Below are 17,532 nucleotides of genomic sequence, written 5' to 3' on the forward strand. Positions count from 1 at the left end.
GAACGCCCATGACATCGATATATGACACCAACGAAGGGACACATCATGGCAACACTGCTTGAACCGCCGGCGATCCCCGTGCGCAGGGCGCATGACGGACTGGAGCTGCCGGCCATCGGCTTCGGCACGTACAAGGTCAACGGATTCGCCGGCGTCGAGGCGATCAAATCGGCGTTGGAGGTCGGCTACCGGCTCATCGACTCCGCGTTCAACTACGAGAACGAGGGCGTGGTCGGCAAGGCGATCCGCGAGTCCGAGGTGCCGCGCGAGGACATCATCGTCACCTCGAAGCTGCCCGGTCGTCATCACCAGTACGATCAGGCGCGCGAGACGATCGAGGAGTCGGTGGCTCGCATGGGCCTCGACTACATCGACCTGTATCTGATCCACTGGCCGAACCCGTCGCAGGGACAGTTCGTCGAGGCGTGGCAGGCGCTCGTCGACGCACAGAGGCAGGGCATCGTCAGGCACATCGGCGTGAGCAACTTCCTGCCCGGCCACATCGACCTGCTCATCCGCGCCACCGGCGTGACGCCCGCCGTCAACCAGGTCGAACTGCACCCGTTCTTCCAGCAGAGCGAGCAGCGCGCCTACGACGAGGCGCACGGCATCATCACCGAGGCGTGGAGCCCGCTGGGACGCGCCAACCAGATGCTCAAGGATCCGACCATCACGCGCATCGCCGACAGGCACGGCGTCTCCCCCGTGGCGGCGATCCTGCGCTGGCACCTGCAGCTGGGCGACGTGGCGATCCCGAAGTCGCTGCACCGCGAGCGCCAGCGCGCGAACCTCGACCTGACCGGTTTCGCGCTCGACGAGCAGGATATGCGCGACATCGCGGCGATGGACAACCCGGAAGGGTACACGTTCGGTCAGAACCCGCACTGGCACGAGGAGGCCTGAGGCCCTTTCAGGCTCGAGCGGCGTCCCACTCGCTCCTCCACGAGTACTGCATGTCGTAGGCGCTCGCCCAGAACATGTACTCGTTCTCGACTCCGGTGACGAAGATGTCGGCGAGCTCCTCAAGGCGGGTCTCGTCGAGGCCCGCCACGCGCCGCTCGATCTGTTCGATCAGCCATGCGGATCCGGACCAGAACTCGTCGGTCTTGTACATGTCGACCCAGCTGCCGTACGGGTTGTCCTCGAGTGTGCCGACGAACTCGCGGGCGAGGCGCTGGCCGTAGTCGGCGTACATCCACGCGCATGGCAGCACGGCGACGAGTATGTCGAGCAGGTCGCCGCCGTAGGCGATCGACAGGATGTTGGACGTGTAGGCGCGGGCGAACGCGGACTGGCGCACTGAGTTCATCTCCTCCTCGGTGATGCCGTAGCTCGCCATGTACTTCCGGTGCATCGAGGATTCGACGTTGAAGATGGCGTTCTGCACGTTGGCCATGAACTGCATCACCTCGGGGTCGCGCGTCTTGGTCAGGCCCAGCGCGTGGACCTTCGCGTAGTCGGCGAGGTAGCGGTAGTCCTGCAGCAGGTAGAAGGCGAACTTCTCGCGCGGCAGGGTGCCCTCGCCGAGCTCGCGCAGGAATGGCTGGCGGTAGCCCTCCTCCCAGATGACGTCGGCGGCCTCGCGCAGTCGGGTCGCGAACGGCGGCAGGTGGTCCAGGGTGATCGCTCCGAACGCCTTCGCGTCGAACGTCGTGGTCATGGGGTGCTCCCTTCGATAAGCGGTCTCGATGAGGTGTGGTGGTACAGCACGACAGCGTACTAGGATGGGAACGGTAACACGAGACCCTTCTATGAGAAAGTATTCACCAGGGAGGAGTAATCCATGGGTGATGTCGTCACCGACAAGGACAAGCAGTACGAGGCCGAGGAGCGCCGGAACGCGCCGGGCCCGGATCAGGCGATGAGCGACCGAGTGAACAACCGTTCGCTGCGTCCGCGCTCCGAGGCGTTCAAGGAGTTCATGCGCTCCGGATGGGCGGATGACGAGCCGGACATCGAGCCGCTGGAATCCTCGAAGTTCACGCCGGCAAGGCTCAAGGCCCTCGGCGCCGCCTTTCCGGGCGAGCGTCTGGTGATCCCCGCCGGAAGCCCCAAGGTGCGCAACAACGACTGCGACTACATGTTCCGTCCGGACACCGCCTTCGCGTACTACACCGGTCTCGGCGTCGACTACGAGGCGGGCGCCGTGCTGGTCCTCAACCCGGTGGACCCGGACTCCCCCGAGGCCAAGGCCGGCCAGACCCATGTGCCGGAGCTGTTCGTCGCCCCCCGCGCCGACAACTCCACCACCGACTTCTTCATGAACCCGCACTACGGCGAGTACTGGGTCGGCCCGCGCGCAGGCCTCAAGGAGATGACCGCGATGACGGGCATCGAGACGCATGACATCGCGCAGCTGGCCGACGCCCTGTCCAAGGACGTGGGTGCGGAGGCCGGCGCCGTGCGCGTGCGCGTGATGCGCGAGACCGACCCGAAGATCACCGCGCTCGTCGAGTCGGTGCGCGAGGCGAACGGTGCGGCCGATCCGGATAGGAACGCCGCCGACGACGACAAGCTGCACGAGTTCACGTCCGAGGCCCGCATGGTCAAGGACGCCTATGAGATCGGCGAGATGCGCAAGGCCGTCGACGCCACCAAGCACGGCTTCGACCGTCTGCTCTCCTCGCTGCCGTCCGCGCTTGACAAGCCGCGTTCCGAACGCATCCTCGAAGGCGCGTTCAACGCGGTCTCCCGCGAGCTCGGCAACGCGGTCGGCTACGATTCGATCGTCGCCTCCGGCCCGCACGCCCCGATCCTGCACTGGATGCGCAACACCGGCGTCGTGAAAACCGGCGACATGCTGCTCGTCGACGCGGGCGTCGAGGTCGACTCCCTGTACACGGCGGACATCACCCGCACCTTCCCCACCAACGGCAGGTTCACCGATCTGCAGAAGCGTCTGTACCAGGCGGTGCTCGACTCCCAGCAGGCCGGCTTCGAGGCCGCCAAACCGGGTGCCACGTATTCGGACATCCACCACGCGTGCATGCGTGTGATCGCCGAGCGTCTGCACGACTGGGGTCTGCTGCCGGTGGACGTGGAGACGTCCCTCTCCCCCGAGGGCCAGCAGCATCGCCGTTGGCTCGCCTGCGGCGTGGCGCATCACCTTGGTCTCGACGTGCACGACTGCGCGCAGGCCCGTTTCGAGTCGTATCAGGGCGCACCGATCCGTCCGGGCATGATCTTCACGATCGAGCCGGGCCTGTACTTCCGTGAGGACGATCTGCTGATCCCGCCGGAGTACCGTGGCATCGGCATCCGCATCGAGGACGACGTGCTCATGACCGAGAACGGCCCCGAATGGATCTCCGCCGGCATCCCGAAGCAGATCGAGGACGTCGAGGAGTGGATGCGCGAACGCGCCGCGGCCGGTCAGGAGCGCTGAACCATGCCGACTCCCGAATTCGTGCTCGAACTGCGTAAGAAGATCGGCCATGATCTCCTGTGGCTCAACGGCGTGACCGGCTGCGTGCTCAACGATCGCGGGCAGCTGCTGCTCGGCCGCCGTTCGGACACCGGCGAATGGGCGATGGTCTACGGCATCAACGAGCCGGGTGAGCAGCCCGCCGACACCGTGGTGCGCGAGATCAAGGAGGAGACCGGCGTCGACGCGATCGTCACCGATCTGGTGGCCGTCACCTCCTCCGACAAGGTCATCACCTACGCGAACGGCGACAACACGATGTACATGGACCATTCGTTCCTGTGCGCGCTGAAGCCCGGCGGCAACGCCGACCCGTTCGTCGGCGACGAGGAGAGCCTTTCCGTCGGCTGGTTCGATCTGGACCGGCTGCCCGAGCCTCTCGCGGCCAGCACGGTGGAACGCCTCGCGCTGTTCCGCACGTACATCGAGAACAAGGCCAAGGGCGACTCCCACGCGCTGTTCGTGTTCGACGGAGAACAGCACTAGCGGATCGCAACGCCGACAAACGGCAACAGAGAGAGGCCGTCGCTGAGAATCACTCAGCGACGGCCTCTCTCATATCAGCAGTGCCGGACCCATCACACCTCGGAGGCGAGCAGCTCGTGGAGCTGATCGCGGTGGATGCGCTGCTCGCGCGGGTCGGGCACCGGCAGCGAGGCCAGCAGCTTCTTCGTGTACGGGTTCTGCGGACGCTGCATGATGTCGTCCGCGTCGCCGTGCTCGACGATGCGGCCCTTGTGCATCACCATGATGCGGTCGGCGAGCATGTCGACGACCGCCAGATCGTGGGTGATGAACAGACATGCGAAGCCGATCTCGACCTGCAGCTTCTTGAACAGCTGGAGCACCTTCGCCTGCACGGACACGTCCAGTGCGGAGGTCGGCTCGTCGGCGATGAGCAGCGACGGCTTCAACGCGAGTCCGCGCGCGAGCGACGCCCTCTGCCGCTGGCCGCCGGAGAGCTCATGCGGGAATCGGTTCATGTACGCGCGCGGCAGCTGCACCATTTCGAGCAGGTCTCCCACGTAGTCCCTCGCCTCGGCGACGGAACCGTACTTGCCGTGCACGATGAGCGGCTCGGCGACGTTCTCGGCGATGGTCATCAGCGGGTTGAACGAGCTTCCCGGATCCTGGAACACGAAGCCGATGTCGGCACGCTTGGGCTTGAAGTCGCGTTCCTTGACGCCGTTCATCTCGATGCCGAGCACGTTGAGCGAGCCGCCGGAGACCTTCTGCAGGCCGGCGATCGCACGGCCCGTCGTGGATTTGCCGGAACCGGATTCGCCCACGAGGCCAAGCACCTCGGAACGGTGGATGGTGAAGTCGATGCCGTCGACCGCCTTGAAGTCGGGCTGCATGAGGTGGCCCGGGTAGGTGATCGTCAGTCCCTTCGCCTCGACGGCCACCGGCTGTTCGCGCCAGTCGGACTCACGCTCCAACACCCTGCCGTCGCGGTCGTACACGGTGAGCTTCTGCCCGATGCGCGGCACGGCGCCGAGCAGACGCTTGGTGTAGTCGGCCTGAGGATGGTAGAAGATCTGATCGACCGTGCCCTGTTCGACGACGTGGCCGCGGTACATGACGACGACCTGATCGGCGATGTCGGCGATGACGCCCATGTTGTGCGTGATGATGAGTACGGAGGCGTCGAACTCGTCGCGGGCGAGGCGCAGCAGGTCGAGGATCTCGGCCTGAACGGTGACGTCGAGCGCGGTGGTGGGCTCGTCGGCGAGGATGAGGCCGGGGTTGAGCACCAACGCCATCGCGATGACGATGCGCTGCTTCTGGCCGCCGGAGAACTGGTGCGGATAGTAGTCCACGCGCGTCTCGGCGTCCGGGATGCCGACCTTCTTCAGGATGTCGATGGCCTTGGCGCGCAGCTCCTTCTTGTCCTTCATGCCGTGCGCGCGCAGGCCCTCCTCGATCTGCCAGCCGATGGTGTAGACCGGGTTCAACACCGAGTTGGGCTCCTGGAAGACCATCGCGGCCTCGGAGCCGCGCACCTCGCGCAGCTGTTCACCGCTCAGGGAGAGCACGTCGAGCGAGTCGGAGCCGTCTCGCTTGGACAGGTAGACGGCGCCGGAGGTGGTGGCGGTCTCGGGCAGGAGCTTGATGATCGATCGTGCGGTCACGGACTTGCCGGAGCCGGATTCGCCGACCACGCCGACGACGGTCTTGCGCGGGATGGTGAAGTTGATCCTGTCGATCGCCTTGATGGATCCTGCGTCGGTCATGAAGGAGACGGACAGGTCCTTGATCTCGGCGAGATTGGCGTTCTGGGACTCGGTCATGGCTCACTCCTTTCCTTCATCCGAAGCGGGGGCCTTGCCCTCGCCGGTCCATTCGCTGCCCGGGATCGCCGGATCGTGGTCGATGACGGTGACGGGCGTCTCGCCGGGGGCGAGCGGGTTCCTGGCCGCGTCGAGCTCGGCGACGACCTCGTTGCGCACGCCGGGCTTCTCGCTCGGGTCGACGGAGGTGTCCTCGATCGAGCCGACGACCTCGCCGGCGGACTTGCGGGCGCGCAGACGCGGATCGGCCAGATCGTTGAGCGATTCGCCGACGAGCGTGATGCCGAGCACGATGAGCACGATCGCCAGACCCGGGAAGATGGCCGTCCACCAGATGCCGGCGGTCACGTCGGCGACGGAGCGGTTCAGATCGTAGCCCCATTCGGAGGCGGCGGTCGGCTCGATGCCGAAGCCGAGGAAGCCCAGTCCGGCGAGGGTGAGGATCGCCTCGGAGGAGTTGAGCGTGAGAATCACCGGCAGGGTACGGGTGGAGTTCTTGAGCAGGTGCTTGGTCATGATGCGCCAGGTGGAGGCGCCGACGACCTTCGCGGATTCGACGTACGCGGAGGACTTGATGCGCACCACCTCGGCGCGGATCGTGCGGAAGTACTGTGGGATGTACACCACGGTGATCGAGATGCCGGAAGCGAGGATGCCGCTCCACAGGCCGGACTGGCCGCCGGAGATCATGATGGCCATGAGGATGGCGAGCAGCAGGGACGGGAACGAGTAGATCGCGTCGGCGATCACGACGAGCACGCGGTCGACCCATCCGCCGAAGTAGCCGGAGACGAGTCCGAGCAGCACGCCGGCGAAGATGGAAAGCAGCACGGCGATGACGATGGCGATGATGGCGGTGCGCGCGCCCCAGATGGTGCGGCTGAACACGTCGTAGCCGCCCACGGTCGTGCCCCAGATGTGTTCGGCGCTGGGCGCGGCCTGCGTCGGGAACGCCTGACCGGACGAGTCCTTCATCTGCGAGTAGCCGTACGGTGCGATGAGCGGCGCGAGGATGGCCAGCAGGATGAAGAAGAACGTGATCACCAGTCCGGTGACGAGCATGCCCTTCTGCCAGCCGACGGCGATGCGCAGATCCTTGATGATCGGGGCCTTGGTCCACCATGGGCCGGACTTGTTGACCTTGAGGTCGTTCAGGCGGCTGTCGCCGGGCACGCCGACCTTGTTGACGGTGCTTTCGGTCATGTCAGTACCTCACTCTCGGGTCGATGAGCGCGGCGACCACGTCGACGATGAAGTTGACGACGGCCACGATGATGGCGATGAGGATCACGATGCCCTGCACGGCCACGAAGTCGCGGGCCTTGAGATAGGTGGAGAGCATGAAGCCCAGTCCCTTCCATTCGAAGGTCGTCTCCGTCAGAACCGCTCCGGCGAGCATCATCGCGATCTGCATGCCCATGACGGTGATGATCGGGATCAGGGCCGGACGCCACGCATGCTTCTTGAGCAGGCGCGATTCGGACACGCCGCGGGAGCGTGCTGCCTCGACGTAGCCGGAGTTGTAGGTGGCGATCACGTTGGTGCGCACCAGACGGATGAACACGCCGGCGGTCAGCAGGCCCAGCGCGAGGGCCGGCAGGACGGCGTGACGCAGCACGTCGGTAAGGACGGTCATGTCGCCCAGCTGGAGCGAGTCGATGATGTAGAAGCCGGTCGGCGAGACGAGACGCTGGAACTGCATCTCGCTGGTCAGGTCGGAGCGACCCGAGGAGGGCAGCACGTTGAGCCACACGGCGAAGATGAGCTTGAGGACCAGGCCGAGGAAGAACACGGGGGTCGCGTAGCACAGGATGGCGAACACGCGGATGCCGGCGTCGGCCGCGTGGTCGCGGTGGCGGGCGGCGATGCGGCCGAGCCCGATGCCGACGATGAGCGCGACAATGAGCGAGAGGAACGCCAGCTCGAACGTGGCGGCGCCGTACCGGGTGAGGATGGTGATGACCGGCTGGTTGTCGGTGAGCGTCGTGCCGAGGTCGCCGTGCAGCAGACCGCCGAGGTAGTCGAGGTACTGCACGATGAGCGGACGGTCGTAGCCGGCGGCATGGATGCGCTTGTTCAGCTCCTCGGGCGTGAGTCGGCCGCCGAGCGCGGCGGAGATCGGGTCTCCGGTGGCGCGCATCACGAAGAAGACGATGGTGACGAGGATGAAGACCGTGGGGATGATCAGCAGGAATCTGGTCAGGATGAATCGGAAGAACCCGCCGGACAGACGGTTCCGCTTTGGCTTGGCCGCCTTTGTTCCGGTGGAGTCCGTTGCGGTGCTGTCTGACACGCGTTGCTCCTTTGGAATGAGTGATGTACGAATGGGTGATGATGCGATAATGCTCCCGTCGATACCGGCCGTCAGCGATTCATGGCTGACGGCCGGCGCCGGCGGGAGCGGATGGGGTGGATGGGCGGACCTACGTCAGCCTATCGGTCAGCCCTTGGTGACGGAGGCGTAGCGGAAGCGGAACGACGCATCGAGGGTGACGCCCTTGACGTCCGCACCGGTCACGGCCACCTGCGCGCCCTGCAGCAGCGGGATGGTGGACAGGTCCTCGGTCTCGAGCTTCTGGATCTGCTTCAAGATCTCCTCACGAGCGGAGGCATCCTTCTCGCCGGCCTGCTTGACGATGAGGTCGTTGACCTCCTTGTTGGAGTAGCCGTTGTTGACGAAGTTGCCGTCACGGAAGAACGGAGACAGGTAGTTGTCCGGGTCGGAGTAGTCCGGGAACCAGCCGAGCTGGTAGACCGGGTAGGCGCCATCGGAGCTGTCGGTGACGTTGCGCTCCTTGTTGTACTGGGTCCATTCGGTGGACTGCAGGTCGACCTTGAACAGGCCGTCGGCCTCGAGTTGGTTCTTGATGGCGGCGTACTCGTCGGCGGAGGAGGAGCCGTAGTGGTCGTTGTTGTACTGCAGCTTCAGGTCGACCGGGGTCTTGACGCCGGCGGCCTCGAGGACCTGCTTGGCCTTCTCGGCGCTCGGCTTGCCGTTGCCGTCGCCGTAGGCGGCCTTCAGGGTGTCGTCGTGACCGGCGAGGCCGTCGGGGATGAAGGAGTACAACGGGGTGTAGGTGTCCTTGTAGACCTTGGTGGACAGCTCGTCGCGGTCGATGAGGTTCGCGACGGCCTGACGAACGGCCTTGGCCTTGTTGGCGTCCGGCTCGCTGGACTTCTCGCCGTACGGCTGGATCTTGAAGTTGAAGGCGAGGAAGCGCTCCTCACCGCCCGGTCCCTTGACGACCTTGACCTTGGAGTCCTTGGAGAGATCCTCGATGTCGGTCGGGCTCAGGGAGCGGTAGGCGACGTCGACCTGACCCTGCTGGACGGCGAGCTTCAGGTTGGAGGCGTCGGCGAAGTACTTGACCTGCACGGCGGAGTTCTTGGCCGGGGTCAGGCCCTGGTAGGAGTCGTTCTTGGCGTAGGCGGCGGACTCGTTGTTCTTGAACGAGGTGAGCGTGTACGGGCCGGCGAACGCCTTCTTGGAGACGATGGTGTCGGCGGGGGTGAGCTTGTCGGCGTCGAAGGAGTCCTCGTCGACGATCGGGCCGGCCGGGCTGGAGAGCACCTGCTTGAGGGTCACGTCGTAGGGCACGGTGTCCTTGAACACGACGGTGGTGTCGTCCTTGGCGGTGACGGAGTCGATGTTGGCGAGCAGCGAGCTCGGGCCGTTCGGGTCGTCGATCTTCTTGATGCGGTCGAAGGAGAACTTGACGTCGGAGGCGGTCAGGTCGTTGCCGTTGGCGAACTTGAGACCGTCCTTGAGCTTGACGGTGAACTCGGTGCCGTCGGAGTTCCACGTGCCGTCGTCGGCGGCGATGTCCGGGCTCAGTTCTGAGGTGTTGTAGTTCTGCGCGTACAGGAACGGGAAGATCTGGATCTGCACGGCGTAGGAGCCGTTGTCGTAGGAGCCGGCCGGGTCGACGCTGGTGATCTTGTCGGTGGTGCCGATGGTGATGGCCGAACCCGCGTTCGCGGTGGCGCCTGCGCCGTCGTCCTTCACGCCGCCGCATGCGGCGAGCGAGGCGATGGCCGCGACGGATGCGATCAGCGCCATGACTTTCCTGGATTTCATGGGAATCCTCTCTCTAAGGTTCCTAGGGTGTGTTCCTAGGCCACATCGCGTATGCGCCGGTGTGGATTAGAGCCGACTATAGGAACTCTTTGTGTTAACCGGACGTTTCCTTATGTGACGCGCATGCATTGCGATATGTCGTTTTCCTTGGAATTCCAACGTTTCATTATTTCGTCCACATATCGAATCCGACAATGAGGCGATGTCCGAATCGTGGACCCCTCCATTGAGATCACAGACCGCATGTTCACTGAAAACAGGGAAGTTAAGAACACTTACAAATCCGCCGATCCCCGACGCCAAGCCGCTCCCGGGAGGTTGCGGGAGCCGGCAGCGAGACTATAATGAAAAGACACATTGCTTAAATAGTAGGTGCGGGCAGTGTCGCGGCGCATACTATCATTCCCTGACGCCCGTGGGCGGTACGAGACATGACGGACGATTACGACAGTGATATGACGGTATTCAAGGAAGGCGGCATCATGGCCGATCAGGCGTACACAGGTTCGCTCCCGCTGAGGTCCCCCGGCCGGACGACCAAGGCCAGCCCCTCCGACGTGCGGCGGCTCAACCGCTCGCTCATCTTCAATCTGCTGTTCCCGGCGAGCCGCTATTCGCGCGCCCAGCTGGGACGGATGACCGGACTGTCACGCGTGGCCGTCTCGGACGTCGTGGCGGGCATGCTCGATGAGGGACTGATCCGCGAGAACGGCCATGTCTCCCCCGTCACCGGCAAGGGCAAGAGGGCCATGCTGCTGAGCGTGGACACGACGCGCCTGCGCATCATCAGCATCGATCTGGCCCAGCCGCATCTCGTGCAGGGCGCCCTGACCGATCTGCTCGGAAACCCCCTGCAGCATATGGAGAGCGCGCTGGGGCCGGACGTCCGCGTCGATGCGGACACCATCGTCCAGCTCGTCGACCAGCTCACCGCCGACCTCGACATGGGCTCGCTCGTCGGCATCGGGGTCGCCGTGCCGGGCGTGGTCCGCGGCGGCGTGGTGAGCGAGTCCACGGCGCTCGGGTGGCGAGACGTGGATCTCAAGACCGTGCTGGAGACCCGGTTCACCGTTCCCGTCACGATCGCGAACAACGTGATGTGCACGATGCTCACCGAGCGCTTCTTCGGACAGGCCGGCCCGAATCTCGTGTTCGTCAAGATCGGCCACGGCATCGGCTCGGCGACGCTCATCAACGACGTGCCGGTCATCGGCGAACAGCACGCCGGCGGCGAGATCGGCCACATCTCCCCCGACCCCGAGCACGGACCGCTCTGCCCCTGCGGCAAGCGCGGGTGCATGGAGCGCGTGATCTCGGCCGGTGTGCTGCGAGAGCGCATGATCGGCGCCGACGAGACGAAACGCACCGCCATCATCCGTGAGGCCGGCGAGTACTTCGCCTCGGCGATGGCCATGCCGGTCGGCCTGCTCGACATCAGTGACGTGTGCGTGTACGGGCCCGCGGACGTGGTCAACGACACCTTCCTCGAGGCGGCGCAGCGGCGTCTCGACGCGATGACGCTGTCGAAGTTCCATGATCGGGCGGTCATCCGCCGCTGCCAGTGCGGAGCGGAGGCCACCCTGCGAGGCGCGGCGGTGGTCGTCGTGCTGCACCATCTCGAGGAGGAATAGCGGCGCACCGCCGATCAGCACCGTTCAGCGGTGCGCCGCCTCCACCGCCGCACGCACCGTCTCCCGGTCGGTGACCTCGATCGGCGCGCCACCACCGCCTCCCGGACCGCCCTCGGAGGGCACGAGCCGCTTGGCGGACATATGCAGCGCATCCACGCCGGCGGCCCGCGTCGCGGCTATCGACTCGACGGTGAGACCTCCTCCGGCCTCGATCTGGATGCGTCCGGAGGCCCGGACCGCCAGATCGTGCAGCGCATCGATGCCCTCGGGCACGCGTGGCGCACCGCCCGAGGTGAGCACGCGCGTGTACCCCAGGGCGATGAGCGTCTCCAGTGCGGCGTCGCGATCGGGAACCATGTCGAAGGCACGGTGGAAGACGAGCTGGACGTCCCGTCCCGCCTCCCGCCCGGCACGGCGTGCGGCGTCGGCCAACGCCGCCGCGAACGGCTCGTCGATCACGCCGTCACGCGTCAGACCTCCGACCACGACCCCACTGGCGCCGGCATGCACGGCCATGCGCACGTCGGCGAGCTGCACGGCCTTCTCGTCGTCATCGAACACGAACGATCCGGCGCGCGGGCGGATCAGGGCCTGCACTCCCCCGTCGTCGCCGCCCACGCCGATCGCGGTGCACGCGGCGATGAGGCCCGCGCTTGGCGTGAGTCCTCCGGTGGCACCCAGCGCCACGCATAGTTCGATGCGGTCGGCACCCTCCTCCTTCGCGATCCTCGCGCCGGCGACATCCTGCACGGCTATTTCGATCATCGTCATACGCAGCTCCTTCGTGACCTGTGATCGTTTCCACGAAAACTCCGCAAGGGCCTCTTCGCCCGCAGTCTTCCGCGGCTTGGCGTCCATCCTAGCCGCCGTAAACGGAGACGCCCCGTCGACGACACGCCGGACGTTCCTTAATTGCGTTCATGTATTAACTGCGTTAATATCTTAATGAAGTTCAGATTCAAGGACGATCGCAGACCACCCAACGGTGGACCACACAACGGTGCGGACGGCACGGATGACGCAAGGAGGTGTCAGGCATGAGCAACGGCAGCAACGCCACCGGCACATCCCGGGCATCCATCGCCGAGTCCAACCGCTCCCGCATCCTCCAGCATCTCTATCACAACGGCGTCAGCTCCCGCGCACAGATCGCCAAGGCGCTCGACCTCACCCCCGCCGCCATCACCAAGATCACCGCGCAGCTCATCGACGTCGGCGCCATCCAGGAGACCGGCGACATGGAGGGCGCGAAGAACCGCCGCTCCATCGGTCTGAAGCTTGACACCGCGCACTTCCACGTGATCGGCGTCAAATTCGCCCGCTCCCTCGTGCGCATCGGCGTCTTCGACCTGGCCGGCAGCACCCTAGGCACCGAGGACATGCCACCCATCACCAACGAGACCATCGGCGAAACGGTGACCCTGCTGCACCGGCGCATCGAGGAGCTGCTGGACGAGGACGATCTGATCGTCGCCATCGGCATGGCGATCCCCGGCCCCTACATGCGCGACAAGGGCTACACCGCCGTCGTCTCGTCGATGACCGGCTGGCGCAACGTGAACTTCATCGACGAGTTCACGCATGCGTTCCGGGTCCCCGTGTTCATCGAGCAGGACGCCCGGGCCGGCGCGCTCGCCCATTACCTGTTCGACCCCGAATCGCACGGCGAGAACGATCTCGCCTACTATCTGGTCGGCGAGGGCGTGGGCCTCGGGGTCATCGACAACGGCCACATCGTCAACGGCGCGCTCGGTGCCGCCACCGAGATCGGCCACGTTTCCGTCGATGTGCACGGCAAGCCCTGCGACTGCGGCAACGTCGGATGTCTCGAACGCTATTGCTCCACCCCCGCGATCCGCCAGGAGATCGTCGCCAACGGCGAGATCGTGCCCGGCGCGCAGTCCATGTCCAACGCGGAGGCGACGCGGGCGCTGTTCGCCTTGGCGCGCAAGGGCGACGCCAAGGCGCGCGAGCTCGTCCTGCGCACCGCCCGATACGTCGGCTACGGCTGCATGATCATCTTCAACGCCTTCAACCCGGCCCACATCATCATCGGGGACATCGTCGCCGAAGGCGGCGATCTGTTCCTCGACGAAGTGCTCGCCACGGTGCACGGCCGTTCCATCCCCGAGCTCTACGACTCCACCAGAATCACCCTGTCGACCATGCCGACGGACGCCGCCGTGTGCGGCGCGGCGGCCGTGGCCGTCACCCAGTTCCTCGAACGGCCATCGACCTTCTTCGATCTGGGCTAGGCCCGGACGCGAGGAGCGAACCACAAGATTTCCCAAACGGAAAAACCCAACACAACAAACAAGGAAAGGAAACCACCATGTCCGAAACCACCAAGTCCAAGCCGATCGTCCTGTCCCTCGGCGAGCTGTTGTGGGATATGCTCCCCACCGGCAAGCGCGCCGGCGGCGCCCCCGTCAACTTCGCCTACCACGCGATGATGAACGGCGCGGACGGCTACTCCATCTCCGCCGTCGGCGAGGACGAGCTCGGCGACGAGCTGCTGGCCGAGACCGCCAAGGCCGGCATCCACGCCGTGATCCAGCGCAACGCCTGGCCGACCTCCACCGTCGAGGTCGAGCTCAGGAACGGCATCCCGGAGTACACCATCGTCAAGGGCGTGGCCTGGGACCACATCCTGTACACCCGCCAGCTCATCGACGTCGTCAAGCAGGCCGACGCCGTCTGCTACGGCACCCTGGCGCTGCGCTCCCCCGAGTCCCACGCCACCATCACCGAGCTGCTCAAGCACACCAAGCCGGGCGCGATGAAGTTCTTCGACATCAACCTGCGCGGCGACCACTACTCCAAGGAGCTCATCGAGGAGCTGCTGGGCCAGGCCACCGTCTTCAAGATCAACGACGAGGAGCTGCTGCTCCTGCGTGACATGTTCGACATCCGCGGCACCTCCGGCGACGACGCCTCCCGCTGGTTCCTCGAGCAGTACGATCTCGACTACGTGATCCTGACCGCCGGCTCCGCCTACTCCACCATCATCTCCAAGAACGGCGAGATCTCCACCGTGGACACCCCGCGCGTCGAGGTCGTCGACACCGTCGGCGCCGGCGACTCCTTCTCCGGCACGTTCACCGCCCGCACCCTGCTGGGCGACTCCCTGGCCGAAGCCCACCGCAAGGCCGTCAACACCGCCGCCTTCGTGTGCACCCAGAACGGCGCCTGGCCGCAGTACCCGGCCCAGATGCCGGACTACCTGGCCGAGGCCGGCAAGTGATCCTCTCGATCATCGTCGGATGATCGTCTGATCCGAACGCGCAGGGCCGGCGGCCGTCCGCCAAGGATGACCGCCGGCCTTTCGCGTGTCGCCAACTAAACCGGTTTAGAATACCGGATGAAAGCCATTGTCCACCCCACCAACGAAGAAGTTGACACCAATGACATCACCGACACCGAAGGTCGCACACGACGCCGCGATTCCGCGATCCGTAGCCGATTTCATGCACCGCATCACCGATCTGTGCGGCGCGGAGCACGCCGACTGGGCCGAGAACTTCAACGCCTGCTTCGCGAACACCCTTGCGACCACCGTGCGACGTCATGACGACGGTACGACGTTCCTGGTCACGGGAGACATCCCGGCGATGTGGCTGCGCGACTCCACCGCGCAGATGCGCCCCTATCTGGCCATCGCCCCGCAGGACGAGGAACTGTCCGATCTCATCGCCGGCCTCGTGCGCCAGCAGTTCCGGTTCATCGGCATCGACCCGTACGCGAACGCGTTCAACGAGACCCCCAGCGGCGCCAGCTGGGACAAGGACGACCGATCCGACTTCTCCAGCCCGTGGCTATGGGAACGCAAGTATGAGGTGGACTCGCTGTGCTATCCGATCCAGCTCGCGTGGATGCTCTACGCGAACACCGGACGCAGGGACCACTTCGACGACGTGTTCGTCGCAGGCGTCAAGCGCATCCTCGACGTGTTCGAGACCGAACAGCATCACGAGGACTCGCCGTACTTCTTCATGCGCGACACCGATCTTGCGACCGAGACGCTCGACAACGACGGCCGGGGCACACCCGTCGCATACACCGGCATGACCTGGTCGGGCTTCCGCCCCAGCGACGACGCCTGCACGTATCACTATCTGGTGCCGTCGAACATGTTCGCCTCGGTCGTCATGGGCTACGTCGAACGGATCTTCTCCCCCGACCTGCTCGACGAGGCGTCGATCGCCTCACGCGCCGCACGTCTGCGCGAGGGGATCATCGCCGGCATCGAGACCCATGCGAAGACCACGAACCGCGACGGCGAGACCATCTACGCCTTCGAGACCGACGGCCTCGGCCACCACCTCATCATGGACGACAGCAACGTGCCGAGCCTCATGGCCGCTCCCTACCTCGGATACTGCGCGGCGGACGACCCCGTCTATCTCGCCACGCGCCGCACGCTGCTGAGCGACGAGAATCCGTACTACTACGAGGGCAGGTGCCTCAAGGGCATCGGCTCCCCGCACACGCCGCCGCGCTACGTCTGGCCGATCGCCCTGTCCATCGAGGCGATGACCAGCGACGACCGGCAGACCAAGGCCCGCATCCTCGACGCGCTCGTCGCCACCGACGCGGGCACGCACCTCATGCACGAGGGCATCGACGTCGACGATCCCACGCACTACACGCGTGAATGGTTCAGCTGGTCCAACATGATGTTCTGCGAACTCGTCATGGACTACTTCGACATCCGCGTCAGGCGCTGACTTACCCACCAACAACAACCATTTCCAACGAAAGGAAACAACCCATGTCCACCAATCCGCGTTATGCGCTCGGCACCGAGGCCAACCGCATCTTCATGGCATCCGAGACCTACGAACTGCTCGACTTCGGCAAGGGCTTCCCGGCGCCGAACGGAGGCTCCGGCTGGCTCAACGACGACGGCACGCTCGACCCCTCCCACGGTGTGGAGACCTGGATCACCTCGCGCATGGCGCACGTCTACTCGATCGGCGAGATGCTCGGCTACCCGGGCGCCGACGAGCTTGCGGACAAGGCCCTCAAGGGCCTGACCGGCATCCTGCACGACGACGAGCACGGCGGATGGTACCCGCAGGTCTTCGCCGACGGCACCCACGCTCCGGGCAAGGTGTGCTACGCCCACGCCTTCGTGATCCTCGCCGCGTCCTCGGCGCTGCTCGCCGGACGACCGGGTGCCGGGGAACTGCTCGACGAGGCCCTGAGGACCTATGACGAGCACTTCTGGGACGAGGAGATCGGACTGGCGGTGGATACGTGGAACACCGAGTTCACCGAGCTCGACCCGTACCGTGGTCTCAACGCCAACATGCACACCACCGAGGCCTTCCTCGCCGTGGCCGATGCCACCGGCGACAACTCCTACCGCGTGCGCGCCGGCCGCATCATCGACCATGTGATCGGCTGGGCCAAAGACAACGAATGGCGCATCCCGGAGCACTTCAACGCCGATTGGTCCCTCGATCTCGAATGCAACGCGGACAAGAAGGACGACCAGTTCAAGCCGTACGGCGCCACCCCGGGCCACGGCATCGAATGGTCTCGTCTGATCACCCAGTGGGCGCTGAGCTCCTTCGCGAACCTCGAGGGCGCAGCCCCGTACATCGAGGCCGCCGAGCAGCTGTTCGCCCGCGCCGTGGCCGACGCATGGAACGCCGACGGCACGGTGGGCCTCGCCTACACGACCGACTGGAACGGCACGCCGGTGGTCACCGACCGCATGCACTGGACGCTCGCCGAGGCGATGAACACCTCCGCCACGCTCCACGCCGCCACCGGCAGGGACGAGTACCTCGACTGGTACGCCACGTTCGCCCAGTACGTCGACGAGCACGTCATCGATCACGAGGGCGGCTCCTGGTTCCACCAGCTCGACAAGGACAACCACGTGCTCGACACGGTCTGGCCGGGCAAGTCCGACCTGTACCACGCGTTCCAGTCGACGCTGATCCCGTTCCTCGAGCCGTCGGTGTCCATCGCCACCGCCGTGAAGAACGCGGACTGACCGCCCTTCCAAGCTCCAGGCTCCCCGTCAGCAAAGCCGACAAGCCCCCTCGTCTTAAAGGGGGCCAGGGGGCATAGGTGAGGCCCCGCAATCCGTTTGGG

The 17,532-nt window shown here is 65.4% G+C and carries 14 protein-coding genes; 8 read left to right on the forward strand and 6 right to left on the reverse strand.

Going from position 1 to position 17,532, the window contains the following annotated elements:
* Positions 1-54: 54 nt before the first annotated feature.
* Complete coding sequence (locus BCAL_RS03535) at positions 55-903, forward strand: aldo/keto reductase (RefSeq protein WP_152600410.1); 849 nt, start codon at positions 55-57, stop codon at positions 901-903.
* 7 nt (positions 904-910) lie between these two features.
* On the opposite strand, the gene tenA is transcribed toward BCAL_RS03535, so the two are convergent.
* On the reverse strand, positions 911-1,660 hold the full coding sequence (gene tenA / locus BCAL_RS03540; protein ID WP_043167009.1) for a thiaminase II: 750 nt from the start codon (positions 1,658-1,660) through the stop codon (positions 911-913).
* Between the two features lie 123 nt (positions 1,661-1,783).
* On the opposite strand from tenA, the gene BCAL_RS03545 reads away from it, so the two are divergent.
* Both BCAL_RS03545 and BCAL_RS03550 read left to right on the forward strand, forming a co-directional pair.
* The gene (locus BCAL_RS03545) at positions 1,784-3,385 is read left to right on the forward strand and encodes an aminopeptidase P family protein (RefSeq protein ID WP_043167011.1); all 1,602 of its coding nucleotides are present in this window, start codon (positions 1,784-1,786) and stop codon (positions 3,383-3,385) included.
* Positions 3,386-3,388: 3 nt separating this feature from the next.
* On the forward strand, positions 3,389-3,910 hold the full coding sequence (locus BCAL_RS03550; RefSeq protein WP_043167013.1) for an NUDIX hydrolase: 522 nt from the start codon (positions 3,389-3,391) through the stop codon (positions 3,908-3,910).
* A gap of 92 nt (positions 3,911-4,002) precedes the next feature.
* Here BCAL_RS03550 and BCAL_RS03555 read toward each other — a convergent pair whose 3' ends face one another.
* From BCAL_RS03555 to BCAL_RS03570, 4 genes are all read right to left on the reverse strand, one after another.
* Positions 4,003-5,715, reverse strand: coding sequence for a dipeptide ABC transporter ATP-binding protein (locus BCAL_RS03555; protein WP_043167015.1), 1,713 nt, complete (start codon positions 5,713-5,715; stop codon positions 4,003-4,005).
* 3 nt (positions 5,716-5,718) lie between these two features.
* The gene (locus tag BCAL_RS03560; protein WP_043167017.1) at positions 5,719-6,918 is read right to left on the reverse strand and encodes an ABC transporter permease; all 1,200 of its coding nucleotides are present in this window, start codon (positions 6,916-6,918) and stop codon (positions 5,719-5,721) included.
* Between the two features lies 1 nt (position 6,919).
* Complete coding sequence (locus BCAL_RS03565) at positions 6,920-8,008, reverse strand: ABC transporter permease (RefSeq protein ID WP_043167019.1); 1,089 nt, start codon at positions 8,006-8,008, stop codon at positions 6,920-6,922.
* 147 nt (positions 8,009-8,155) lie between these two features.
* Complete coding sequence (locus BCAL_RS03570) at positions 8,156-9,793, reverse strand: ABC transporter substrate-binding protein (protein WP_043167021.1); 1,638 nt, start codon at positions 9,791-9,793, stop codon at positions 8,156-8,158.
* A gap of 455 nt (positions 9,794-10,248) precedes the next feature.
* On the opposite strand from BCAL_RS03570, the gene BCAL_RS03575 reads away from it, so the two are divergent.
* The gene (locus tag BCAL_RS03575; protein ID WP_420796802.1) at positions 10,249-11,424 is read left to right on the forward strand and encodes an ROK family protein; all 1,176 of its coding nucleotides are present in this window, start codon (positions 10,249-10,251) and stop codon (positions 11,422-11,424) included.
* 24 nt (positions 11,425-11,448) lie between these two features.
* Here the strand turns inward: BCAL_RS03575 and BCAL_RS03580 are convergent, their stop codons facing one another.
* Positions 11,449-12,195 carry a copper homeostasis protein CutC gene (locus tag BCAL_RS03580; RefSeq protein ID WP_043167023.1) on the reverse strand — a complete coding sequence of 249 codons (747 nt, stop codon included), beginning with the start codon at positions 12,193-12,195 and terminating at the stop codon, positions 11,449-11,451.
* A gap of 266 nt (positions 12,196-12,461) precedes the next feature.
* Between BCAL_RS03580 and BCAL_RS03585 the strand changes: the two genes are divergently transcribed.
* The 4 genes from BCAL_RS03585 to BCAL_RS03600 all read left to right on the forward strand — a co-directional run bounded on the left by BCAL_RS03585 (position 12,462) and on the right by BCAL_RS03600 (position 17,431).
* Positions 12,462-13,679, forward strand: a complete 1,218-nt coding sequence (locus BCAL_RS03585; RefSeq protein WP_043167025.1) for an ROK family transcriptional regulator — start codon at positions 12,462-12,464, stop codon at positions 13,677-13,679.
* Positions 13,680-13,756: 77 nt separating this feature from the next.
* A complete protein-coding gene (locus BCAL_RS03590; protein ID WP_043167027.1) occupies positions 13,757-14,668 on the forward strand; it encodes a carbohydrate kinase family protein in 912 nt (303 codons plus the stop codon).
* 160 nt (positions 14,669-14,828) lie between these two features.
* Positions 14,829-16,151, forward strand: coding sequence for a glycoside hydrolase family 125 protein (locus tag BCAL_RS03595; protein ID WP_043167029.1), 1,323 nt, complete (start codon positions 14,829-14,831; stop codon positions 16,149-16,151).
* 44 nt (positions 16,152-16,195) lie between these two features.
* Positions 16,196-17,431, forward strand: a complete 1,236-nt coding sequence (locus BCAL_RS03600) for an AGE family epimerase/isomerase (protein WP_043167031.1) — start codon at positions 16,196-16,198, stop codon at positions 17,429-17,431.
* Positions 17,432-17,532: the final 101 nt, after the last annotated feature.

This window comes from Bifidobacterium callitrichos DSM 23973 (genome assembly GCF_000741175.1).
Classification (GTDB): domain Bacteria; phylum Actinomycetota; class Actinomycetes; order Actinomycetales; family Bifidobacteriaceae; genus Bifidobacterium; species Bifidobacterium callitrichos.

Bases quoted from the DNA above. Each gene is read 5' to 3' on its own strand.
- BCAL_RS03595 (WP_043167029.1), top strand. From the start codon at position 14,829: ATGACATCACCGACACCGAAGGTCGCACACGACGCCGCGATTCCGCGA.
- BCAL_RS03580 (WP_043167023.1), bottom strand. From the start codon at position 12,195: ATGACGATGATCGAAATAGCCGTGCAGGATGTCGCCGGCGCGAGGATC.
- BCAL_RS03575 (WP_420796802.1), top strand. From the start codon at position 10,249: ATGACGGTATTCAAGGAAGGCGGCATCATGGCCGATCAGGCGTACACA.
- BCAL_RS03570 (WP_043167021.1), bottom strand. From the start codon at position 9,793: ATGAAATCCAGGAAAGTCATGGCGCTGATCGCATCCGTCGCGGCCATC.
- BCAL_RS03545 (WP_043167011.1), top strand. From the start codon at position 1,784: ATGGGTGATGTCGTCACCGACAAGGACAAGCAGTACGAGGCCGAGGAG.
- BCAL_RS03600 (WP_043167031.1), top strand. From the start codon at position 16,196: ATGTCCACCAATCCGCGTTATGCGCTCGGCACCGAGGCCAACCGCATC.
- BCAL_RS03555 (WP_043167015.1), bottom strand. From the start codon at position 5,715: ATGACCGAGTCCCAGAACGCCAATCTCGCCGAGATCAAGGACCTGTCC.
- BCAL_RS03585 (WP_043167025.1), top strand. From the start codon at position 12,462: ATGAGCAACGGCAGCAACGCCACCGGCACATCCCGGGCATCCATCGCC.
- tenA (WP_043167009.1), bottom strand. From the start codon at position 1,660: ATGACCACGACGTTCGACGCGAAGGCGTTCGGAGCGATCACCCTGGAC.
- BCAL_RS03560 (WP_043167017.1), bottom strand. From the start codon at position 6,918: ATGACCGAAAGCACCGTCAACAAGGTCGGCGTGCCCGGCGACAGCCGC.
- BCAL_RS03590 (WP_043167027.1), top strand. From the start codon at position 13,757: ATGTCCGAAACCACCAAGTCCAAGCCGATCGTCCTGTCCCTCGGCGAG.
- BCAL_RS03550 (WP_043167013.1), top strand. From the start codon at position 3,389: ATGCCGACTCCCGAATTCGTGCTCGAACTGCGTAAGAAGATCGGCCAT.